The organism is Parcubacteria group bacterium (genome assembly GCA_041657845.1).
Lineage (GTDB): Bacteria > Patescibacteriota > Minisyncoccia > Moranbacterales > JAKLHP01 > JAKLHP01.
Window position 1 is genome coordinate 1 of sequence record JBBABD010000014.1, and the last position, 22620, is coordinate 22620.

Sequence of the window (22620 nt, forward strand, 5' to 3'; positions counted from 1 at the left end):
AGGGAAGGTTCCTCCCCCAACCAAAGAAACACTGCTGGCGCTATGGTGAGGCGCCCGGAATGGCCTGGTAACAATCAGAGCTTCTCCTTTAGGCAGTTTTCCAGAAATAGAAAATATTTTGGTTACTTCGAGGCTTTCGTCCAATGTCATTCTGGGAAGTATTGTCGGCATCGTCTTGGCCAGAAGCGTTTTCCCTGATCCCGGAGGCCCGTTGAAAAGGACGTTATGTCCTCCGGCCGCAGCTATTTCAAGCGCTCTTTTGGCATGTTCCTGCCCTTTAATATGCGCCATATCCAATTCACAGCCGCCTTTTTTAATCAGGGAATCAACTTCTACTTTGGGATGAATTTTAATATTTTTTTCTCCTGACAAATGTCCGACCAGCGAATACAGGCTGTCGATTGGAATAACATCTATTCCTTCAACTACGCTGGCTTCGGATGCATTTTCTTTGGGAACATAAATTTCTTCTATTTTTTTATCTTTAGCTAAAAGCGTAATTGGCAACACCCCTTGAACCGGCCGGATTTTTCCATCCAACGCCAATTCTCCAATAAATAGTTTGTTTTTAAAATCAAAATTAATTTGGCTGGTTGCCAAAAGGAATCCCAAAGCCATTGGAATGTCATAAATCGGAGTAAGTTTAGGAAGATCGGCGGGAGCCAAATTTACGGTAATCCTGCCGCATTGATAAGGAGGCTTAAAGCCGCTATTTTTGATAGCAGAGCTAACTCGGTCGCGCGATTCTTTGATAGAAGTATCCGGAAGCCCGACAATGGTAAAATTGTGAAGTCCTTGGCCTAAAACATCTACTTCCACTTCGACTATTTCGCTCGTTAGCCCGATGGTTGCCGCGGAAAATAATTTCGAAGGCAAATTTTTTATAATTTTAAATTCTAAATTTTAAATATTTAGAAAATAAAAATTAATTTAAAATTTATAATTTTATTGCGTAACTTCATCATTCCGTATCATCGGACAAGGCAATTCTTATCAGTGTCGTCCCGATATTGACAGGCAGAACGCTTAAAATCCAATCAAACACGCTTCCCAACAACTCCGGCAAAACAATTCCCAAGAGATTCGCGCTTGGATTCTTCGTTTTTTTCGATCCAAAATAAAGAAAAAGAATCAAACCAAAACCGAGATTCACAATAATACTTAAAATGGGAATCAAGCCAACAATATCGCATAATACTGCCACAAGAAGAATTACCCAGTGTTTCGAAAGCTTTTCTTTAAAAGATAAAGCTACTGACGTTGCCTTTTTTACAGGATTAACAGATTGGCTGGATTTCCCATTATTTCTGGCATTGACCAAATTCATCGAGTTTTCCGCTTCATTCTCGTTCATAGCAAATATGGAAACAATAGTAAATTAATAGCTATTTGTATATTTTATAGAGATTATGAATTTTCTTCATCGAATTCTTTTTTCGCTTGTTCGATTTCAAGAAGTTGATTAGGATCAGTCGTAATGACCTGATCCTCGCTATAAGAAGCGATAACTTTGATTGCCGCATGTTTTGCTCCGGCAAAGAAAATTCCTTCCCCAACATTGCTTTCCAGCAAAAGAAATTTTTCCTGATCGGTAAGATAAAATGTTTCCAATATTACATCTATTGCCGCCGGAGATTGGCGAAGCAAAAGTTGAAGTGAAGAGTTGGTAACGATCGGCTTTCCGTACCTAGAAGACATAAAATCGGCAATATCCTGAGTAATGGTAGTAAGCCCGGTAAAATATTTTCGGCAGCGTTTCGCTATTCCAAACAAGAAAGATGCGGCATCGTCGTGTTTCATCATTACCCAGGCCTCATCCACGATAACCAAGCGCTTTTTCATATTAGAACGCATCTCATTCCAGATAAATTGAAGAACGACAAACATGGCAATTGGACGAAGTTCGTCTTCCAAATCCCTAATGTTGAAAACTACCATCTGGTTATCAATCCTAACATTAGTCGGATGATTGAGAAATCCGGAAAAGATTCCTTCCGTATATTTTTCAAGCCTCACTGACAATGAGTCAGCGCCTTCCATATTGCTCAAAACTTCATATAAATCGGACATCGTTGGAAAAGAATTGGGCGTAAAATTCTGAAAATTGCTCTGTGCGGTGATATCGCGAAGTGAATATGTTTCCCTAATTGCCCTGTCTAGAATAGAGTCTTCTTCCGGAGTGACAGAACCCAGCATTATATGGAGAAGACCGATAAGACTGGCTATGTTATTTCTTATTATATCTTCAGGATCTTCATCTTCTTTTATTTTTGGAAGGTCGAACGGATTAAGACGGGAATCGGAATTGAGCGATATTCGAATAAAAGTCCCTCCGACAGTTTCGCATAAATATTTGTACTCATTCTCCGGATCAACAATGATAACATTAGTTCCTATCATCATTGAACGAAAAGCTTCTAATTTTATAGCGTAACTTTTTCCGGCGCCAGATTTGGCAAAAACAACCATATTAGCATTCTCCATCTTGAAACGATCAAAAAGAATAAGGCTATTATTGTGCCTGTTCATGCCATAGAGAATTCCGTCATTTGATGAAAGATCGGATGAAACAAATGGAAATGTAGTTGAAAGAGGAGAAGTGTTTAGGTTATTAGCCACATCCAGTTCATCATTGGCCAGCGGAAGTGTTGAAGAAAATCCCGATTCCGCCCTAAGTATGGCAGGTTTCATATATACCATTTGGGCTTCCATAATAGCCTCAATTTCCTTGCTTAATTTTTCTATCTCTTTCACGTCTTCTCCATAAACAGTTATGTAGATTCCGAATCTGAAAAATTTTTCGGTTCCTTGCATCAATTGATCGCGAAGTTCCTCTATATTTTGAATCGCAGATTCAAGTATTGGGTCGCGTATTTTCCCGCCTTCCTGCTCAATCTGAATCTGAGATTCTACTTGCGTCGCGCTTTTCCTCAGATTTTTCAAGATCTCCCTAGTATCAACAGGGTGCATATACATCGCAATGTCCATGGGAAAATCAATATTTACAATAGGAGAAAACCAGCTGGTTCTTAAATATTTTGGATAGGCAATAACAAAAATAGTTTTTGCAAAAATACCTCCAATCTGAATATAATTGGCAGTAACTTTCATTGCTGCGGGAGCAATGAGATCTTTTACTGTAGCAAGCCCCTCCTGATAAATTTTTTCATTCTCAAGCATCTCGTCTTTTTCTTGATTTTTTTCCGATTTTTTTCCAAAAAGCATAAAAAGTTAATTTAATTCTATTTTATCAACATCTTTAATTATAACGCTCTTATAAACATTAGGGTTATATGAATTATACATAAGTTCTACTATTTCCTCGGTTTTTAGCGGAACTATTTTTAGCCCAATTCCGCTAAGTCCGGAAATAACGTGATCAACTCTTTGCCAAAGCTGGTTTTTATATGTTTCAAAATTTTCTTTTTTTCTTGAAATCTCCTGTTTTGGAGAAAAAATTGATGAAACTTTGTCAAAAATTCCGCCTTCCTTGTTTTCTATCGGAGAAAATGGAACAACTATGTAAAAAAGTTTCGTCATTATATTTGAAATCTCGGTTAGATTTTTAATAAAATTCCTATATTCGGAAATTTGAAGTTTTAGCAATTCATTCGTCTGTTTTTTTTCTTTTTCTCCGAGAAAATCAAGATATGGTTCAATATTCAATCTTCTTGAGCTTATCAGGATTTGAGTTGAAAAATCAAGGGAATTGAGAAATCCTTGATATTGTTGGATGATTGCATCCTGTTCGTCCGTAGATTTTAAATCAAAATTGATGGAAGAAACAAGCATAACCGATCTCAGCGAACTGTTTTTGAGGATGATGACTCCATCTTTTATTTCTTCAACATCAACATATTGCTGAGTGCTAGTCCCAGAATTTGCTTCTCTGATAAGTTTTTTTGAATGTAGATTTTCCATAATATGTTACTTTTGTTTCTTTTCTCTATTTCGCCTGATTATTTCCATCATTTTCTCATTTCTCTCCTTTCCTTCAGAATCCAAAGTTCTCGCCAAATCTTTCAGACTATCCGCCAACATTTCTCTTTTTTCTTCCTTTTTTTCTTCCATAACATTCTCTTGAAAGACGGCCTTTTTCTTACTTTTATTTTTTTTAATGTAATCCCGTTTCCAAATATAAACTTTTGGCTTAAAAGCAAAAGTTACCCCCCACAGAATAAACTTTACAAGCGGCTGGCCATGAGGACGGTAGAAAGCCAGCGCACAAAAAATTAAAGCAACCGGAACAGCAGAAATAAAAAACGTAACCCGATCAAGAAGACCCCAGGAAATAAGAAGAACAGCACCCATTCCAAACATCCACAAAAGCTGTTTGGCAGTAAATGGCCCTGCTATCTTGTCTTCTACATCTATATGTTGAGGAACGTTAAATAACATCGAAAATTGTAAATTAATTGTTGATCATTGAAAATTATTTTAGTAGATTTGCTATTTGTCTAACAATCACCAGTGATGCCAAGGCAATGGTTATTCCAATAATTGAATAGGTGACAATTTTTTTCCCAGTTTTCGCCCTATCTTCGTCTCCAGCTGAAGTAAGATACATTATTCCTCCGACGATTAGCATAATAAGGGTTAATACTCCGATTATCGCCAGGAGAAAATTCAGGAAATTCAAAGAAATTTGAGTAAGAGACAATGAGCTGCTTAATTCCGAACTGGTTGCGTTCCATCCCAGAATTGATGAAATTTCTTTCAAAAAAGAAGGGGCGGCAATTCCAATTGCCAATCCAATCATTGAAGCAAATATTGAACCTTTGGCGATCTTCATCCTCCCTTCGTCTCCAGCTGATGTGATATAAAATACCCCTCCCAGAACAATGAAAATTATCGAGAGTACGACGATTATGCTTCGAAGCGTGCTTAAAATATTCGTTGCCAATCCTTCAACTGTATCATATCTAAGAGGATTGGGAAATTCAATTGGCGCGGTAGAAGAAGTGCCGGCAGTGCCGGATGTATAGTTATTCAACGCTTCGTCAATATTGAGACAAGCTCCATCTTCAAAAGCGCAATTATCATCTTCATTACATGAATCTTCATCGGTGCCATAACTGCTGCATGATTTTGAAGTTTTAGCAACACAAACATAATTACTTGAAATTTTTTGGCAAGATCCCTCTTCGTTACTCTTGGTACAACAATCTAATATAGCAACAGGTTTATTGTTATAATTCTTTTCATTGCAAGCAGTCACATAAGAGCAGGCTGCCAAAGTAACCTGACTGCTCAAAAATATTCCGAAGCATATTGCCAAAAAAAATACTAATAATTTTGTTTTTGTCATATTATTTTATTCAAAAAATTATTTTCTATTTACATTTAAATTTATTCCAGCTTTCCACTTTGATGCCCAAAGCTCCGCCCTCATCGCCGGATCCTCTGGTTCCCATCACCCACATTACCGTGTTTATCATCAGCCAAGATCCGAGAATTATCGAAAATCCGATTAGCACGCTTTTGAGCAAACTCTTGGCTGTCGTCATCATCCCTTCATTCCCCGCCGAAACAATATAGACTACTCCGGCAATAACCAGCATTACCAGCGCCACAAAAACCATTATCGTAAACCCGTAATCAATAAGACCTTTGATTCCAACAATAAAATCGCATAAAGTGCACATTGTTCCTCCTTGATCGCTTCTCCCGCAAGGAACCAACGGCGAGGCGTAAGAAATAGCCGGAAACAATAAAACAGCCAAAACTGAAACAAAAATAAAAGAAAAAATTAGAATTTTAAAATTTAGAATTTTAATCATCGGAGGTTGTTTAAAAAAATTTAAATGCTATTTTCGCATTAATACGCTGACTCTGCTCGCCGCGATGTTCAGTGCTTCATAAACAGTTTGCTTCCCCAAATTTACGGAATCAATCATTTCTGCCAATATATTTTCCGTCTGCGATGAATCCCGCTGGTACCAGCTTTTAGCGATTAGATTTCCATAGGCAAAAGCCCCAAGAATTACATCATTTTTCTGTTTTTCAATAAGATCTCTTCTGGCCGCCGGCTTTACTGTATCTTTGAGATAAGTGTCCGCAGGATCGAATTTTGTCGGAAAGCTGGCTTGATTTCCATTTAAACTATTAACCAATGTGACACTTTCGTTGTTTTTGAAAGTAAGATACTTCAAAAATTGCCATGCTTCAAATATTCTAGTCTGGTTATAATTTCCTTCGGTTAATCCATTTTTTGCAAGGTTGTTTTTTTGATTCTGAGAAAGAACTTTATTTTTTGACACTGCCATAGCCCAATAATTTGCATAATTGACAGGATTGTTCAGGGAAAGCTGGGGGACTTGCGCTATTGCAAAATTAAGCTTTGAATTTTTATTTTTTATGGCGCTGTATTGCCAGGAATAATTTATCATCATTGCCGCTGTTCCCTCATAGAAAGCATCCACGGAATAATGCATTCTTGGATTCCAAGTATAAACAGAAGAGTTTCTCTTGGAAAATTGGGTATAGAATTCAAGCGCACTTTCTCCAGCTCTCACGCTTTGTCCGCTAGCATTATTAGTAAACTTATCAAAAGTTGCTTCCGTTTTAGCACTGTTGGTCATTTGAACTCCATTTTGGAACATAATCAAACTGAGAATATCTGTAGCCCTGTTGATGTTGTAAGCAGTACCCATTGCCGCTCCTGCTTGAGTTATGTTATCAAATTGGTCTATCCTTGTTATCTTCTTGATGTCTTTATTAAACTCATCCCAAGTTCTTGGAGGAGTTGTGATGCTCGCAGCATTAAAAATATCTTTGTTATAATAAAGCGCCAATGAATCAACAGACAGAGGAACAGCATATATTCTTTTATCCGAAAGAAAATCTTGAGCCGCCACATCCACAAAATTATTGCGGTATTCATTCTCATTAATAAGCCAATCGGGAGCTGGCTCGATTTTATCCTTGTAGGATGGGATCCAAGTATTGCCAATCCAGAAAATGTCCGGGCTTTGCCCTGAAGCAAGAGCGTTTATCAAATCATTATTATAGGAATCAATGGTGAATTTTCTGTATTTTATTTCTCCAATATGGGGATTCAGTTTTTTATACTCATTGGAAATATTGTCTAATGATTCGCTATTATCAAAAACTCCCCAAATTTCTAAATCAACCTTATACGCCGGGTTGCTTGTTTTTAAGCCGCATCCGGAAAAAACAAACAGAGATGCGACAAAAGCGAATGCAACGATGGTTTTGGCTTGCTTGAAAGCAATTTTTTTTATTTTCATAGATATTGTGCTAAAAACTATTTTATAAATACAGCTCCGTAATGAAAATCGCCAGTTGTCAATTCTTTCTCTAATTTAAATCCTTGTTTTTTTACTAATTCCTCAAGTTCATTTTTGGAAATTCTTATTTCTCTGTCCGGACCGATAGAATAATCTTTGTCATTCCACTCGGCAATAAGCAGTTTTCCTCCCGGTTTCAAAACCCTCCAGGCTTCTTTAATTATCATATCTTTTGTTTTATTCTGAAAAAGCATATCTTTCATTATTACAAAATCATTGCTATTTTCCTGAAGTTTTGACCCGCCTTCTTTTTCCAAATTGACTCTTTGGGCGATAATATTGGTAATTCCCTCAATTTTTGCCTTGCTTTCAACTGATTCAAGGGCTGAAGGAAGAATGTCCAATGAATAAACTTTTCCTTCTCCTCCCACCGCCTTGGCAAAAGCCAAAGAAAAAAAACCGCTGCCGCAGCCGAAATCAGCCACGATGCTTCCTGGAGAAATATCCATCTGACTTAAAATATTTTCGGGATCCAAAAAGCTTTTTGTTTCCATATTTTTGTTTTTTATTTTAGATGACTCTTTTTTGCTATACATATATTTTACACCATAAAATAAAAATGGTAAAATCAAAACTTGCATAATTCATAATATATGCTTCATAATACATAATATGGTGGGATGCCAGAGTGGTTGAATGGGGCAGTTTCGAAAACTGCTATATCCGAAAGGGTATCGGGGGTTCAAATCCCTCTCCCACCGCCTTCGGTCGCCGAAGCAAATCTTAGATTTGCCAAAATTAAAAGCGCGGGGTTCGTTTTACCAAACACACCGCGCTTTTCTTTTAAGTCGCATCGGGATTACCAATACGACTTATTTTTACTAATACCGTTTCCCCTCCTCCTTCAGGGGCACGGAACCTTATCGGAGAGAAGTTCTCGAAGACATCAACTTCTTGTCTTCCTTTATTAACTTCTATTCTTCTCTCTCCGATCATTCCTTCGAGAACTTTGTCCTTAACCACCGTAAGGACATACTTCCCTCTAGGAACGACCGGACCAAACCAATCGTCTCCTAGACGATACCGAACCGCCCAGGAGTCTTTGCCAGTCTGGACACTCCTCGACTTGCCCTTTTCGTTAGGCAAGGTTTCTTGATTCGCTCCTGACTCAGACTTTTCAATCTGAGTTCCAGTTTTTGTCGTGTTATCTTCTTGAAAACCCCAAATAATTTTGCGACGAGGAACCAAATAAAGATCTCCTCTCACAAAATCACCGTTTTTATTTTCAACCATCACCCAAATCATTCCCTCTGAAGCCTTACTCACCTTACCTCCTTTGTATTCAGTGACAAGACGAACGTGTCTTCCTTTTGGAATGTGATAGAAGCTTAGGCCATCTTTGGAATAACCGAAAACGTTATCCGAATTGACCATTCCCATTTCTCCGGTTTTTCCTTCTCTCCAAGTAGACACATCGTCCATCCAGGAAAAAATAGACTTCCATCCGTTCCACCTAAACCTGTCCAGACTTTCCTTGTTATCTTGAGAAAAAAGTCCCAGACAGATGTTAAAAACTGCGATGATTAGGATTATCGAGATGAGACATCTCAGAAATCCGCTTGAACTGCGAGAAACAAGTACCGTACCTGTTCCTGGAACCACAGCGCGTATTCTTCTTAATCCCCTTCCGACTGAAAGTAATATCCAGATCGGAAACAGAATCATAAAAATGATCGCACTTGTTGTAGAGTTAGCATACCAGCCGGTAGCCAGCAATGCTATCGTATGCACAAACCACAGGGCTACAACTGTCCAAATAAACAATGCCCTGTGGTCTTCCCAGAAATTCGCCATTCCGTAGAAAATCGATTCCAGGAAACCCCTAAAACTGGCTGAAAAAAAATAAAATGCTACTGCAATTAATACTATAGCTGTTATCATCATACTTCACCCCTTATTTTCTTTGTTTTTTTGCTTTTCGGGCAGCTACTTTTGCCTCATATTTAGCCTTCTCCGAGGCACCTTTCTCAACCCAGTAGCTTGAGTTTTCGGAAAAGGCTTCTTCTAAACCACTAAGATCTGAGACCTTCAGCGGTTTGAGAACGGAGTTCTTAAACCATCCGGTTCCTTCAGAAAAACTCCGAAGAATTTTCTGATGCATCGGATCAGGAATTATCATCCGCCCACCGACACACTCATTATAGGCTTTGTCTAAATCATCATACTTCAGGAGAGCTGTACCAAAGGCATCCAGAAATTCCCTTCTTCGATCAGAACCTGGAACTGGTTTTTTGATCTTTTCGAAGATCATTTGGCCGGATGTCGGATGCCATTTTCTTTCCTCTTCCCCTGGTTTTGCTTCGACAACTTCCATGCCTGCAACTACGTTTATGAAACGGTTGCGTTCATAGCCCTTGCATCTATTATCGAGAAAATAAAATATCGCTCCTTGCTTTTCCAGGTCAAACTCTTTTGTTTCCTCATTATTGGCATCCTTCTTTTTCAAGCTGCGAATTATCCCATTGACAATTTGTTCATCATTAAACCCAATGCCGAATAATCTTGGAACTTTATTCTTGATTTCTTCCGGAAGACTCGCATGAGTCTTACCGAGAAAATCAATCACATCCTTCATTGTGTTCCCAAGTGTCAAAGCCCATTGCAATTTTTCTGCCCTCAGCCAATTAAACATACTACACCTCCATCGAGTTATTCAATTTTTAAGGAGCCCGAAAGGGCTCCCTTTGAGTCCCTTTCTACTACCTTTTCAGGTAACTGTCTATTTTATCATATTTTAAAGATTGTGTCAAACGCAAATGCCAAATATTAGCTTAAATAAAGCAAAAAACAGGGAGAAATAATCCCTGTTTTTCTTCTATTCGGGCTGCTGGGAATTGAACCCAGTCAATCTGCTCCCAAAGCAGACGTACTACCGGTATACGACAGCCCGTTCAAGCTAAGCTTAGAACAAAAATCAAGCTTAGCTTTTTAAAAAAGAAACGGCAACTTTAAGATACGGTTATTTTTTTCCTGAATCCTGTTCCAGCCGGAATAAGCCTTCCAATAATAACATTTTCCTTAGGACCTCGAAGTTTGTCTTCCTTTCCGGTAACAGCGGCATTAATCAAGACTCGGGTAGTTTCCATAAACGAAGCGGCTGACAAGAATGATTCGGTGGAAAGCGCCACTCGAGAAATTCCGGTAACCATTTCTTCTCCCTTGGCTATCCCAGTGCCTTTCTTTTTCGCCTCATCATTAGCTTCTTCAAAAACATCTTTTTCAATAATATCTCCCGGAAGAAGATCGGTATCTCCCGGTTCCAAGACTTTAACTCGGCTTAGCATTTGTTTTATAATGACTTCAATGTGTTTGTCATTAATTCCTTCACCTTGAGATGCATAGATGTCTTGAATCTCGCTGACAACATATCTTTGCAAAGCTTCCCTTCCCAGCGTAGAATAAAGTTTTTTAAGATCAATATGCCCCTCATTCAATATTGTTCCTTTTCCGACAAGCTGTCCATTTTCAATCTTGAGAGCCGCATCAGAAGGAACTTGATATTCTTTTATGTCCTTCTTCTTGCCCTGAGTTTCAATTTTGATCGTTGAAATTTTCTTGTTGGTATTTTCAATTTCAATAACCTTTCCATCCACCTCGGAAATTACCGCTTCCCCTTTTGGAGGACGATTTTCAAAAATTTCTTCAACCCGAGGAAGACCTTGGGTGATATCTGTTCCGGCCACACCTCCAATATGGAAGGTTCTCATAGTAAGCTGCGTTCCCGGTTCGCCGATAGCTTGAGCCGCGACAATTCCCACAGTTTGCCCAAGTTCCACCAAGCTGTCCCTTCCCAAATCTTTTCCGTAACATTTTTTGCAAATTCCTCGTTTGGTTTTGCAAGTAACTATGCTTCTAATCTTAACTTTCGCTACTCCCGCTTTTTCAATTTCTTTAGCTTGCTGGCGAGTAACCATCTCATCCTTAGGAGCAATTACTTTTTTATTTTTCGGATCAACAACATCTTCAAGAAGCACTCTTCCTTCAACTCTGTTCCCAAAACTCTGGCCAATTCTATCGGAATCTTCTCTGTACAAATAGGCCCCTTCTTTATCTTTACAGTCTTCTTCTTGAACAATCACGTCTTGAGCCACATCTACCAATCTTCTGGTCAAATAACCGGCAACAGCCGTTCGAAGAGCGGTATCTGCCATACCCTTTCTGGCTCCATGGGTAGAAATGAAATATTCCAAAACATCAAAACCTTCCTTAAATGAACTTCGAACCGGAAGTTCGATGGTTTCTCCGGTTGGTCCTGCCACCAAACCTTTCATACCGGTCATCTGAACAACAACCGATTCGCTTCCCCTAGCTTTAGAATGAATCATAGCGTATACCGATCCGGTTTTATCGAGAGAATTTTTGACCTCTTCCGCAATTTTGTCCTTAGCTTCATTCCAAACTTCGATAGTTCTGTTTTTTCTTTCTTCGTTTGTAAGAAGTCCGATGTTATATTGCTGTTTTATTGTGGTTACTTTTACTTCCGCTTCTTTAAGAATTTTCGCTTTATTTTCCGGAACCTTAAGATCATCCATTCCCCAACTGATTCCTGATTTAGTAACCGTTTTAAATCCCAAATCCTTAATCTTATCAATAAATTCGGCGGTTTTTTCCTGCCCTTCGGTCTCCAATATTTTAGAAAGCATTGTTTTCAACTCTTTCTTTGTCATTTCTTCGTTAACAAATCTTAAATGCTGCGGAAGAGAATCATTAAAGATAATTCTTCCCATCGAAGTTTCAATTATTTTTCCTTCGTACTCAAGTTTTACTTTTGCTCCTATGCCGACAACTCCAAGCTGATAGGCCAGCAGTGATTCTTCCACAGAAGAAAATATTTTTCCTTCGCCCTTGGCTCCTTCTTGAATATGAGTGAGATAATATATTCCCAAAACAATATCTTGAGACGGCGTAGTGATCGGTTCTCCGGAAGCCGGTTTCAAAAGATTCTTGGCCGATAGCATAATATTTGCGCTTTCCTCTCTTGCCTGATCGGTAAGCGGAACATGCACTGCCATCTGGTCTCCATCAAAGTCGGCATTGAACGCAGCGCAAACCATTGGATGCACTTGGATAGCTTTTCCTTCAATAAGAATCGGCTGAAAAGCCTGGATAGAAAGACGATGGAGGGTTGGTGCGCGATTGAGAAGCACATAGTGATGTTCGATTATTTCATCCAGAATTTCATAGGCTTCTTCCGCTTCAGCATCAACAATTCTTCCAGCCGTTCGAACATTATGCGCGAACTCTCTTTCGATTAATTTATTGATGATAAAAGGCTTGAAAAGTTCAAGAGCCATCTTTTTTGGAAGGCCGCATTGGTGAAGTTTGAGTTGCGGACCAACAACAATCACACTTCTTCCTGAATAATCTACGCGCTTACCTAGAAGATTTTGCCTAAATCTTCCTTGTTTGCCCTTCAGGGAATCAGCTAGCGACCGGAGGGCTCTTTTTTGCCCTGTGGAAGCCGCTACTGAAACCTGGCCGCGCCTAGCGCTATTGTCAAACAAGGCATCCACTGCTTCTTGAAGCATTCTTTTTTCGTTTCGGGTAATTACTTCAGGCGCTCCAAGATCAATAAGCTTTTTCAAACGATTATTTCGGTTAATAATTCTTCGATACAAATCATTGAGATCGGAGGTTGCAAAGCGTCCGCCATCTAGCGCTACCATCGGACGAAGATCCGGCGGAATAACCGGAATAGCAGTCGGAAGCATCCACTCTAAATGAAGATTTGATTTCTTGAATCCCTGAAAAAGCTTTAATCGGTTAAGAAGTTTCTTCCTATCCGAAACCTGATCTGAATTAATTTCGGCTTTTATCTTTTCAATCATTTCATCAATATTGGTTTTTTCCAAAGCCTTTCTGATTGCTTCTGCTCCAATTCCTGCCATAAAAACCTGGCCAAATCGAGTAGAAAGATTGAAATAATCCACTTCGGAAAGAATTCGAAGCGGCCTCAGATTTTTTAATTCTTCCTTAGTGCTTCTATAAATTCCCGTAAGTTCTTCCAGCGCTTCTTCAATCTTCTCTCCTTTGTTTTTTATTTCTTTTTGTTTGGTTTTGAATTCCTGCTCTAATTTGTCTATTGCAATCTTTTTTTCTTTTTCATCGACTTCGGTAATTATGTAGGCTGAAAAATAAATAACTTTTTCCACATCCTGAAGAGAAATTCCCAGCGCCAAACTTATTCTGGAAGGCACTCCGCGAAGAAACCAAATGTGCGAAACAGGAACAGCTAATTTAATATGCCCCATTCGTTCTCTTCGAACAATCGATCTGGTAACTTCAACACCGCATTTATCGCAAACGATTCCTTTATAACGAATCCGCTTATATTTTCCGCAATAACACTCCCAGTCTTTTGAGGGACCGAAAATCTTTTCACAAAAAAGTCCGTCTTTTTCGTAACGCTGAGTTCTGTAGTTAATGGTCTCCGGCTTAGTAACTTCCCCATGCGACCAATTTAGAATATCATCCGGACTAGCCATTCGAAGTTTCACGCTATGAAAATCGCTGACTTTGGTAATATTTTCCATTTTTATTGAAAGCGCAACCAATAAAAGAAAGATTACTTTTATTGATTGCCGGTTACAAATTACCTGCGTTTGTCAAAATTGTTATTTTCGACATCTTTATTGCTTTCACTAAGTCCCATTAATTCAACATCAAGGCATAAACCCTTGAGTTCATTAATAAGAACATGGAAAGATGCTGGGATATTCGGACTTTTAATTTTTTCTCCTTTTATGATCGATTCATATGCTTTTGACCTTCCAAGCACATCGTCTGATTTGATTGTCAGCATTTCCTGCAAAGTATAAGCCGCTCCATATCCTTCCAAGGCCCAGACTTCCATTTCTCCAAACCTCTGTCCTCCAAACTGAGCTTTTCCTCCGAGAGGTTGCTGCGTAATCAAGGAATAAGGACCAATAGAACGCATATGAATTTTGTCTTCAACCAAATGGTTAAGCTTCATTATATACATCACTCCAACAGTGGATTTATTATCGAAATATTCTCCGGTTTTTCCATTAATGAGCTTAATCTTTCCATCTTCGGGAAGTCCGGCCTTAACAAGCTCTTCTTTAATAATCTTTTCACTAACACCATCCAAAACCGGAGTAGCCACTTTGTATCCCAATGTCATCGCCGCCCATCCAAGATGAGTTTCCAAAATCTGTCCGATATTCATACGGCTTACCACTCCCAATGGATTAAGAATCACATCAACCGGAGTTCCGTCAGGAAGATACGGCATATCTTCTACCGGAGCAATTCTTGAAATAACTCCCTTGTTTCCATGCCGTCCGGCCAGTTTGTCTCCAACAGAAACTTTTCGAAGCTGAGCTATTGAAACCTGGATTTGTTTGATAACACCGGTTGGAAGCTTGTCGCCTTGTTCGCGAGAAAGAATTTTAATATCAACTACTTTTCCGTGTTCTCCATGAGGAAGATAGAGAGAAGAATCCTTAACCTCCCTTGATTTTTCTCCAAAAATTGCTCTGAGCAATCTTTCTTCCGGAGTTAAATCTCCTTCTCCTTTCGGAGTAATTTTTCCGACTAAAATATCGCCTGAAGAAACTTCCGCGCCAATATGGATTATTCCCGTTTCATCCAAATTCTTAAGCCTCTCTTCTCCGATATTAGGAATGTCTCTGGTTATAACTTCCGGACCAAGTTTTGTATCGCGAACATCAATTGAAAAATCTTCAAGATGAATTGAGCTATAACAATCTTTCTGGAGCAATCTTTCTGAAAGAATAATGGCATCTTCAAAGTTGTAGCCTTCCCAAGGAATAAATGTTACTAAAACATTTTGCCCTAGGGCTAATTCTCCATGATCAGTTGCAGCTCCATCAGCCAAAAGTTCTCCCTTCTTAACTATCTGCCCTTTTTCTACTCTAGGCACTTGGCTCATACTGGTAAAAGCATTGGAGCGGGCGAAATTAAGCAGTCTGTATTCTCTTTTAATATAATCTTTTTTGGCGCCAACCGGAGCCTTTTCTTTTACAATAATATGTTTAGCGTCAACTTCAACAACTTCTCCTTCTTCATAAGCCAGCGCGACTTGCCCCGAATCGGAAGCAGCCTTGTCTTCGATTCCCGTTCCCACAATTGGAGATTGCGGAATAATGCAAGGCACCGCCTGCCTTTGCATATTTGAACCCATAAGGGCGCGGTTCGCATCGTCATGTTCCAAAAATGGAATAAGAGAGGTTGCCACGGAAACGCATTGTTTTGGAGAAACATCGATATAATCAACTTTCTCAGATTCAATCATTTCCGGATGGCCTTTTACTCTTGCTTCCACGAAATCTTCAAGAAAATTGCGCTTCTCGTCAGTCTTAATTCCTGCGTGAGCAATAATGTGCCTGTCTTCTGTCGTGGCATTAAGATATTCCACTTCAAAATTTATAAAAGGTTTTACTTTTATTTTCTTGCTTTTTTCTTTAATTATTTTATTCGCTAAATCTTCATCAATTTTTTCTCCTTTCTTTCCTCCGGCGATGCTTTCATTCAGAATTCTTCCGAGTATTGCTTCTTTTTTATTTTCTACTTCTTGAAGAATTTTAAGATAAGGGGTTTCTAAAAATCCATACCCATTAATTCTGGAATAGCTTGCCATATGTCCCACCAAGCCGATATTCGGACCCTCTGGAGTTTCTACCGGACAGATTCTTCCATAATGGGAAGTATGCACATCGCGGACTTCAAATCCGGCTCTTTCTCTGGTCAATCCTCCCGGTCCCATTGCGGAAAATCTTCTCTTATGTTCAAGTTCCGCCAGCGGATTAACCTGATCCATAAACTGGGACAGCTGAGAACTGGAAAAAAATTCTTTTATTGCAGCCGCCACCGGACGGGAATTGATGAGTTGTCCCGGAATAACAGTCAGCAGATCGCAAGTACTCATTCTGTCTTTGATATTTCTATTCATTCTGTTAAATCCGAGCCTCAGTTTGTTTTGAATAAGCTCTCCCACGCCTCTAATTCTTCTATTTCCAAGATGATCAATATCGTCCTGCTCTGCCATTGGATCGTTATTTAGCTTGATAATTTCTTTCATAATAAGAACCAGGTCTTCCACTCTCAAAATTCTATTCTCTTCATTGTCGGCGATATCAATATTCAAACGCTGGTTTAGCCTGTATCTGCCTACATTTCCAAAATCATATCTTTCAAAATTAAAAAACATCGAATCGATAACCTGTTTGGCATTTTCGGCTGTGGCTAAATCTCCCGGACGGATTCTTTTGTAAACTTCTTTGTATCCTTCGCTCTGATTTTTGGAAGGATCTTTCTTCAAGGTAGTTTCAATATATTTAATTTCTCCATTATCAACATCAGCAAATCCCTTGAAAATCGCTTCATCGCTTCCGTAGCCAAAAGCCCGAAGAAGCGCTGTTATCGGAACTTTTCTTTTTCTGTCAATTTTAACTGAAATTAGTCCTTCCAGATCAGTATCAATTTCAAGCCAGGCTCCGCGATTAGGAATAATTTTGGCTCCAAAAAGTTTCTTTCCTTTTTGATATTCCATAGTAAAAAACACACCAGGGCTTCTGATAAGCTGTCCGACTACCACTCTTTCAACTCCATTGATAATAAAAGTTCCCCGGTCAGTCATAATCGGGAAATCTCCCAGGTAAATTTCTTGCTCTTTTACTTCTCCGGTTTTTTTGATAATAAGCTTGGCTCTGATTCGAAGCGGAGCTTCATAGGAAATATTTTTATTCTTGGCGTTAGTTTCATCGTATTTAGGTTCGTCGAGATAATAATCAGCTAAATTTAATTCCAGATCTTTTCCGGTAAAATCTTTGATTGGATTTATTTCTGATAGAAGTTCCTTGAGCCCTTTGTCCCAAAACCATTGATAGGAAGTTGTTTGAGCTTCAATGAGATTCGGCATTGAAACGACCAGGTTTTTCTTGAAAAACTTTCTCTTGGAGAGAGAAGATGAAGGACTAAAATTATCTCTCACCGTGAGAGTTTTGGGACTTTTAAGCATAAAAACACTCCTCATTTATAATTTCCTTTTTTCGCTGATTTTCTTGGAAAACTGGAAATTCTAAATTGAGGTTATTAGAAAATGTATTTAATTAATAGAAAAATGGATCATTTGATGCCCCCTGCCCATCTCGCTTTCGCGAAAGGACTTGACAAGTATCTCTATATTATACACGGATGCTAAAAAATTACAAGAAGTAATTTCTTTTTTACTTCAAAAGTTTAGCACTAGAGCAAAAACCTGTCAACCCCTCTTATCCACAACAAAATCCCGACTAAACGGGATTTTGTTCCTATCTTTTGTTTTTGCTTTGTCCTGCCGAATCCGCCAGCTGGAGGAGAAAACGAAAATATCTAATATTCTATCTAATCGCTTCCTTCAAAGCTTTCCCTGCAGTAAATTTCGGAAGAGTCATCGCTGGAATTTGGATTTTTGCTTTTGTTTGAGGATTAATTCCTTCTCTGGTTGCCCGTTTCGAGACTCTAAATGCTCCAAAACCGGTAAGCGTCACTTTATTCCCCTGCCTCAATTGCTCAGTAATGGAATCTACCATTGTATCAATTACTATCTCCACGTCTTTTTTGGAAAGATCTGTTTTGGTCGATATCGCATCCACCAAGGCATCCTTATTAACATTGTTTGCCATATTAACACCTCCTTTTCTAGTTTTTAAAGCTAATAAAATAATTCAACTAACGCGCAAACTCAATCGATCTGGTTTCGCGAAGAACATTGACTTTTATTTCTCCGGGATATTTGAGCTCTTGTTCGATCTTGTCGGCAATTTGTCTTGCTAGTTTCATTGAACCCAAATCATCCAGCTTATCAGGCTTCACGAAAACTCTGATTTCCCTGCCTGCTTGAATCGCATATGTTTTTTCAACTTCCGGAAATGAATTAGCAACCGCTTCCAATTCTTCCAGTCTCTTGAGATAATTTTCCAAAGTATCTTTTCTGGCTCCGGGACGGCTAGCGGAGATTGCATCCGCCGCTGCCACGATATACGCTTCCTGGCTGGCAAATGGATAATCTTCATGATGAGATTTTACGGCATCAATAACTTCTTTTGAAATTTTGAATTTCTCTAATATTTTGACGCCGATTTCAATATGAGTTCCCTGGACTTCATGATCGATAGCTTTTCCGATATCATGGAGAAGTCCGGCTTTTTTGGCTATTGCCACATCCGCTCCTAATTCTGCCGCTAACGCTCCTGAAAGATGAGCCACTTCTAACGAATGAATAAGAACATTTTGTCCATAGCTCGTTCTGTATCTTAACCTTCCTAAAATATAAATTAATCTTGGTTCCAGTCCCACAATTCCCGTGTCATAAGCTGCCGTTTCTCCGGCTTCTTTAATTTTATTGTCAATTTCTTTCTTGGCAAATTCCACCGCTTCCTCGATTTTAGTAGGATGAATTCTGCCGTCTTCCATCAATTTTTGAAGTGCAATTCTCGCAGTTTCTCTTCGAATTGGATCAAACCCAGAAATAACTACCGCTTCAGGAGTATCATCTACAATTATTTCCACTCCGGTAAGCTTTTCTAGAGTTTTTATGTTTCTTCCTTCCCTGCCGATAATTCTTCCTTTTATTTCATCAGACGGCAAAGATATTGTAGTCGTTGAAATTTCAGCAGCATGGGAACCGGCATATTTTTGAATAGCCTGGGTCATTATTGATTTCGCCTTTTTTTCCAGCTCTTCCTTGCCCTCTTTTTCTATTTTAGCTATTCTTTCTGAAATGAGGCCCCTGTTTTCTTCTTCGGTGAGTTGCAACAACACCTGCTTTGCTTGCTCCTTGGATAACCCCGCTATTTTTTCCAGTCTTTCTAATTCTTTTTTTCTTGATTCTTCGACTTCTTTACGTATCGCTCTAACTTCCTCAGCTTTCCGTTCAAGAAGTTTTTTCCCTCTTTCAAGTTCATCCAGCCTCTGATCGACAGTTTCTTCCCTTTTCTCTAATCGTTGTTCGAGCCGCATTATTTGATTTTCCCTGTCTCTCTCTTTTTTTTTGGCTTCTTCTAAAATTTCAAGCGCTTTATTTTTGGCTTCTAACGTTGTTTCTTGAGCCTTTTTTTCGGCTTCTTCTAGCATTTTCTCTACTTTTCCTTCAGCAGTAGAAAGTTGTTTTTTAGCAATTGTTTGCCTTGCGATATAGCCCAAAACGCATCCGACTGAAAGCATCAAAAAACCGACAATTAGAATCGTCAAGCTTATTTCCATATAAATTTCTTTTACCTAATTGATAAGTCATAAAAAGTGTATTTTCATTAGTTATTTTGTTGATTTTTTCATTCTAATTTAAGCAAAATTAACTGACTTACCTATCAAATTAACTTAATTGTTATTTCAAGAGAATGATATTACATAATATCTCTTTTGTCAAAAGGTATGACAAATGGTAAACTAGAAAAAGAAGGAGCATTTTAAATTCATAGTTCTAAAATTATGTATAAACCGACAGTTTTAGTCATTCTTGATGGTTGGGGAATTAGTAATAATACTCAGGGGAATATTCTTAAAACAACACTCCTCCCTACTTTCGAAAAATTAAACAATTTTTATCCTATGACGACACTCCAGGCGTCTGGAATTTCAGTCGGTCTTCCTTGGGGAGAATGCGGAAATAGCGAAGTTGGACATATTACATTGGGAGCAGGGAAAATAATCTATCAAAACCTTCCTAGGATTTCTTTGTCCATTCAGGATGGGAGCTTCTTTAAAAATGAAGTCCTTATTGATATATTCAAAAAAACTCTTGCAAACAAAGGGGACCTTCATCTTATGGGGCTCACAGGAACCGGATCTGTCCACTCGTATATGGATCATCTCTTTGCTCTTCTGGAGATGTCTAAAGAGCAAGGCCTCAAAAATGTTTTCATTCATGCTTTTACTGACGGAAGAGATTCTGCTCCTACCTCTGGAATAAAAACTATCCAAGCAATCGAAGAAAAAACAACGGCAATCGGGGTAGGAAGAATCGCGACAGTATGCGGAAGAAATTGGTCTATGGACAGAAATAATAATTGGGATCGGGTTGAAAAAGCATACTCCATGCTTACTGAAGGCAAAGGAGAACAAATCCAAAACCCCATAAAATATCTTCAGGATTCGTATGTGAAGGGAATTACTGATGAATACATAGAACCGGGGGTTGTTAATGAAAATGAAAAACCGGTCGCTTTAATCAAAGACAATGATTCCGTTATATTTTTTAACTTTAGAGAGGACAGGGCCAGAGAACTAACCGCTGCTTTTGTGGTTCCGAGTTTTGATAAATTTCCCAGAAAAAAACGGCTTAAAATTGAATTCGTTACTATGATCGAATACGAGAAAGATCTTCCTGCAGAGATCGTTTTCCCTAAAGAAAAACTAACGAATGGACTTGGAGAAATTTTAAGCAAGGACAAAAAGAAACAACTTCGTATTTCAGAAACAGAAAAATACGCCCATGTAACTTATTTTTTCAATGGCGGGAAAGAAGACTCCTGGCCGGATGAAGACCGGATACTTATTCCGTCTCCTTCGGTTTCAAAATTCGATGAATCTCCGGAAATGAGCGCTCCAAAAATCACTGAGAAAATATTAGAGTCCGTGGAAGAGAAAAAATACGATTTCATTTTAGTCAATTATGCTAATGCGGATATGGTAGGGCATACGGGAAATGAAAAAGCCTGCGTTGAAGCGGTAAAATCGCTCGATAAATCCTTATCGCTTATCATTCCTGCGATATTGAAAGTCGGAGGATGCCTTCTCATCACAGCTGATCATGGAAACATTGAGGAGCTTAAAAATCCCAGTACCGGGCAAATAGACACCGAGCATTCAACCAATCCGGTTCCTGCCTGGTATATAACTCCGGAAAATCACAGAAACAAAACTCCCGAAGAAATGAAACAGGATGAAAGTGAAATCGGAGGACTCCTCAGCGATATTGCTCCCACGGTTTTGGATATTATGGGCGTCCAAAAACCGCCCGAAATGAGCGGGGAAAGTTTGCTACCGGTGTTGAAATAGGTTGTAGTTTCATTATCCTTTAGTATTTAAAAAATCATTCCAATTAATCGGAATGATTTTTTTATACGCAACTATTTCTTAAAATTATTCAGATCATTTAGCGCTATCTCGACCGCATTAGAAGAAACCATAAACTGCGGAGACATGTAGCCGGACAGATAAGAATTTAATGTTTTTTCGTCAATATCCTTCACTTCATATTTTTTGCTGACTTCTTTTATTATAATTTCTCTGGCTTTAGATAGTTCTTCTCTGGGAAGCAAAAAATAATTTCCGAATTTGTTAGCCTGCGTTTCCAGATTGGAGTATTCTTTCGTGTCAATTTCGTTTATAAAATTAAAGACGTCGGATAAGCTTGCAATATTCAGGTCATCATAAAAGTTTTTATGCAAAACATAGTGTCCCAGTTCATGCGCAAGAGAAAACCTGAACCTGTTAGTATCATTCTCATAATTCTTCAAATCAACATAAATCGAAGTAAAATCAGAAGTTATCTGAGCATCGACTCCGCACTGCGACATCAAATTTGGTATTGGAATTATTTTTATCTTCAATTTTATTTCTACGATTTCCTCTATTTCAACCGGAATTTTGTTTCCCCAAAATTTTAATCTAAAACCATCCGCTTTGCTCTTAATCAGAGAATTCCCCACAAAAGGAACATTTGTGTTTTTATATTTCATCTAGGCATTCTTTATTAAGTTAATCATATTGTCTATTTCTTCTTTGGTCGGCTTTTTATTCTTAATTGTTCGAAAAAACGCAGGAAGAGCCGCCACCAGTTCCTTTTCCTCCAAAATATTGAATGGAATTATCCCCTGAGCAACATTGGCATAGCAGATAAAATCATCGAATTCCTTGCTGTCCTTTTTTAGTCCTAGTGTTTTTGCCCATGTTTCCAGCATTTTCCTGTCTGATGGAGGAGATATTTTTCCTCTTTCAATTTTGCTCCAATTACTGGGATCATACTTTACTTTCCGACACATTTCACGGAGTGTGTATTCTTTTTTAATTCGGAGATTATACAAAAACTCTCCGAACTTTTTTAAATTTTCACCTGTTTTCATAGAGTTTATTTTTAATACTTACACTTGTGGTACAATCTTACCACACTAAATATTTCTTTGTCAAATTAACAAAAAACCGCCCGAAATGAGCGGGCCAGAATTCTATTCTGAAGTGCAACATCCTCTTTTTTAGATCTTAGCATTTTTTCATTTTTTTTCATAAAAAACTTCATAAGGAGTTAGATAGTTTAATCTTTTTCTCGGTCTATTGTTAATTTCAC

General features: G+C 38.5%; 18 protein-coding genes and 2 tRNA genes. 2 read left to right on the forward strand and 18 right to left on the reverse strand.

Annotation, left to right across the window (positions count from 1 at the left end; genetic code table 11):
• From WC906_03225 to WC906_03265, 9 genes are all read right to left on the reverse strand, one after another.
• The coding region (locus WC906_03225) for a magnesium chelatase domain-containing protein (GenBank protein ID MFA5777424.1) at positions 1 to 876 on the reverse strand (876 nt) is incomplete at its 3' end.
• Between the two features lie 85 nt (positions 877 to 961).
• Positions 962 to 1354: a hypothetical protein gene (locus WC906_03230; protein MFA5777425.1), complete on the reverse strand. Its 393-nt coding sequence runs from the start codon at positions 1352 to 1354 to the stop codon at positions 962 to 964.
• 53 nt (positions 1355 to 1407) lie between these two features.
• Positions 1408 to 3225 carry a DUF87 domain-containing protein gene (locus WC906_03235; GenBank protein MFA5777426.1) on the reverse strand — a complete coding sequence of 606 codons (1818 nt, stop codon included), beginning with the start codon at positions 3223 to 3225 and terminating at the stop codon, positions 1408 to 1410.
• Between the two features lie 6 nt (positions 3226 to 3231).
• The gene (locus WC906_03240; GenBank protein ID MFA5777427.1) at positions 3232 to 3921 is read right to left on the reverse strand and encodes a hypothetical protein; all 690 of its coding nucleotides are present in this window, start codon (positions 3919 to 3921) and stop codon (positions 3232 to 3234) included.
• Positions 3922 to 3927: 6 nt separating this feature from the next.
• Positions 3928 to 4398 carry a PrgI family protein gene (locus tag WC906_03245; GenBank protein ID MFA5777428.1) on the reverse strand — a complete coding sequence of 157 codons (471 nt, stop codon included), beginning with the start codon at positions 4396 to 4398 and terminating at the stop codon, positions 3928 to 3930.
• A 34-nt stretch (positions 4399 to 4432) separates the two neighbouring features.
• The gene (locus WC906_03250; GenBank protein MFA5777429.1) at positions 4433 to 5308 is read right to left on the reverse strand and encodes a pilin; all 876 of its coding nucleotides are present in this window, start codon (positions 5306 to 5308) and stop codon (positions 4433 to 4435) included.
• A 25-nt stretch (positions 5309 to 5333) separates the two neighbouring features.
• On the reverse strand, positions 5334 to 5780 hold the full coding sequence (locus tag WC906_03255) for a hypothetical protein (protein MFA5777430.1): 447 nt from the start codon (positions 5778 to 5780) through the stop codon (positions 5334 to 5336).
• Between the two features lie 27 nt (positions 5781 to 5807).
• On the reverse strand, positions 5808 to 7250 hold the full coding sequence (locus WC906_03260; GenBank protein MFA5777431.1) for an extracellular solute-binding protein: 1443 nt from the start codon (positions 7248 to 7250) through the stop codon (positions 5808 to 5810).
• A 17-nt stretch (positions 7251 to 7267) separates the two neighbouring features.
• Positions 7268 to 7804, reverse strand: coding sequence for a class I SAM-dependent methyltransferase (locus WC906_03265; GenBank protein MFA5777432.1), 537 nt, complete (start codon positions 7802 to 7804; stop codon positions 7268 to 7270).
• Positions 7805 to 7924: 120 nt separating this feature from the next.
• On the opposite strand from WC906_03265, the gene WC906_03270 reads away from it, so the two are divergent.
• Positions 7925 to 8011: transfer RNA gene (locus tag WC906_03270), tRNA-Ser, on the forward strand.
• Between the two features lie 82 nt (positions 8012 to 8093).
• Here the strand turns inward: WC906_03270 and WC906_03275 are convergent.
• The 7 genes from WC906_03275 to rny form a co-directional block, all read right to left on the reverse strand.
• Complete coding sequence (locus tag WC906_03275; GenBank protein ID MFA5777433.1) at positions 8094 to 9194, reverse strand: hypothetical protein; 1101 nt, start codon at positions 9192 to 9194, stop codon at positions 8094 to 8096.
• Positions 9195 to 9204: 10 nt separating this feature from the next.
• Entirely contained in the window at positions 9205 to 9942 is a 738-nt protein-coding gene (locus WC906_03280; GenBank protein ID MFA5777434.1) for a hypothetical protein, read from the reverse strand.
• 187 nt (positions 9943 to 10129) lie between these two features.
• A tRNA-Pro gene (locus WC906_03285) sits at positions 10130 to 10200 on the reverse strand.
• 58 nt (positions 10201 to 10258) lie between these two features.
• Positions 10259 to 13843 (reverse strand): DNA-directed RNA polymerase subunit beta', encoded by a 3585-nt coding sequence (rpoC, locus tag WC906_03290; GenBank protein ID MFA5777435.1) that lies wholly within the window; start codon positions 13841 to 13843, stop codon positions 10259 to 10261.
• A gap of 59 nt (positions 13844 to 13902) precedes the next feature.
• Complete coding sequence (locus WC906_03295; protein ID MFA5777436.1) at positions 13903 to 17214, reverse strand: DNA-directed RNA polymerase subunit beta; 3312 nt, start codon at positions 17212 to 17214, stop codon at positions 13903 to 13905.
• 460 nt (positions 17215 to 17674) lie between these two features.
• Positions 17675 to 17959 carry an HU family DNA-binding protein gene (locus tag WC906_03300; GenBank protein ID MFA5777437.1) on the reverse strand — a complete coding sequence of 95 codons (285 nt, stop codon included), beginning with the start codon at positions 17957 to 17959 and terminating at the stop codon, positions 17675 to 17677.
• Between the two features lie 46 nt (positions 17960 to 18005).
• A complete protein-coding gene (gene rny, locus WC906_03305) occupies positions 18006 to 19538 on the reverse strand; it encodes a ribonuclease Y (protein MFA5777438.1) in 1533 nt (510 codons plus the stop codon).
• A 225-nt stretch (positions 19539 to 19763) separates the two neighbouring features.
• Between rny and gpmI the strand changes: the two genes are divergently transcribed.
• Positions 19764 to 21332, forward strand: coding sequence for a 2,3-bisphosphoglycerate-independent phosphoglycerate mutase (gene gpmI / locus WC906_03310; GenBank protein ID MFA5777439.1), 1569 nt, complete (start codon positions 19764 to 19766; stop codon positions 21330 to 21332).
• Between the two features lie 71 nt (positions 21333 to 21403).
• Here the strand turns inward: gpmI and WC906_03315 are convergent, their stop codons facing one another.
• Positions 21404 to 22015, reverse strand: coding sequence for an ImmA/IrrE family metallo-endopeptidase (locus WC906_03315; protein MFA5777440.1), 612 nt, complete (start codon positions 22013 to 22015; stop codon positions 21404 to 21406).
• Positions 22016 to 22399, reverse strand: a complete 384-nt coding sequence (locus WC906_03320; protein MFA5777441.1) for a helix-turn-helix transcriptional regulator — start codon at positions 22397 to 22399, stop codon at positions 22016 to 22018.
• Positions 22400 to 22620 lie beyond the last annotated feature (221 nt).

What these genes read in the sequence shown, in the direction of transcription:
- WC906_03230 (MFA5777425.1), bottom strand. Translation starts at nt 1,354, where the DNA reads ATGAACGAGAATGAAGCGGAAAACTCGATGAATTTGGTCAATGCCAGA.
- WC906_03235 (MFA5777426.1), bottom strand. Translation starts at nt 3,225, where the DNA reads ATGCTTTTTGGAAAAAAATCGGAAAAAAATCAAGAAAAAGACGAGATG.
- WC906_03240 (MFA5777427.1), bottom strand. Translation starts at nt 3,921, where the DNA reads ATGGAAAATCTACATTCAAAAAAACTTATCAGAGAAGCAAATTCTGGG.
- WC906_03245 (MFA5777428.1), bottom strand. Translation starts at nt 4,398, where the DNA reads ATGTTATTTAACGTTCCTCAACATATAGATGTAGAAGACAAGATAGCA.
- WC906_03250 (MFA5777429.1), bottom strand. Translation starts at nt 5,308, where the DNA reads ATGACAAAAACAAAATTATTAGTATTTTTTTTGGCAATATGCTTCGGA.
- WC906_03255 (MFA5777430.1), bottom strand. Translation starts at nt 5,780, where the DNA reads ATGATTAAAATTCTAAATTTTAAAATTCTAATTTTTTCTTTTATTTTT.
- WC906_03260 (MFA5777431.1), bottom strand. Translation starts at nt 7,250, where the DNA reads ATGAAAATAAAAAAAATTGCTTTCAAGCAAGCCAAAACCATCGTTGCA.
- WC906_03265 (MFA5777432.1), bottom strand. Translation starts at nt 7,804, where the DNA reads ATGGAAACAAAAAGCTTTTTGGATCCCGAAAATATTTTAAGTCAGATG.
- WC906_03275 (MFA5777433.1), bottom strand. Translation starts at nt 9,194, where the DNA reads ATGATGATAACAGCTATAGTATTAATTGCAGTAGCATTTTATTTTTTT.
- WC906_03280 (MFA5777434.1), bottom strand. Translation starts at nt 9,942, where the DNA reads ATGTTTAATTGGCTGAGGGCAGAAAAATTGCAATGGGCTTTGACACTT.
- rpoC (MFA5777435.1), bottom strand. Translation starts at nt 13,843, where the DNA reads ATGGAAAATATTACCAAAGTCAGCGATTTTCATAGCGTGAAACTTCGA.
- WC906_03295 (MFA5777436.1), bottom strand. Translation starts at nt 17,214, where the DNA reads ATGCCGAATCTCATTGAAGCTCAAACAACTTCCTATCAATGGTTTTGG.
- WC906_03300 (MFA5777437.1), bottom strand. Translation starts at nt 17,959, where the DNA reads ATGGCAAACAATGTTAATAAGGATGCCTTGGTGGATGCGATATCGACC.
- rny (MFA5777438.1), bottom strand. Translation starts at nt 19,538, where the DNA reads ATGGAAATAAGCTTGACGATTCTAATTGTCGGTTTTTTGATGCTTTCA.
- gpmI (MFA5777439.1), top strand. Translation starts at nt 19,764, where the DNA reads ATGTATAAACCGACAGTTTTAGTCATTCTTGATGGTTGGGGAATTAGT.
- WC906_03315 (MFA5777440.1), bottom strand. Translation starts at nt 22,015, where the DNA reads ATGAAATATAAAAACACAAATGTTCCTTTTGTGGGGAATTCTCTGATT.
- WC906_03320 (MFA5777441.1), bottom strand. Translation starts at nt 22,399, where the DNA reads ATGAAAACAGGTGAAAATTTAAAAAAGTTCGGAGAGTTTTTGTATAAT.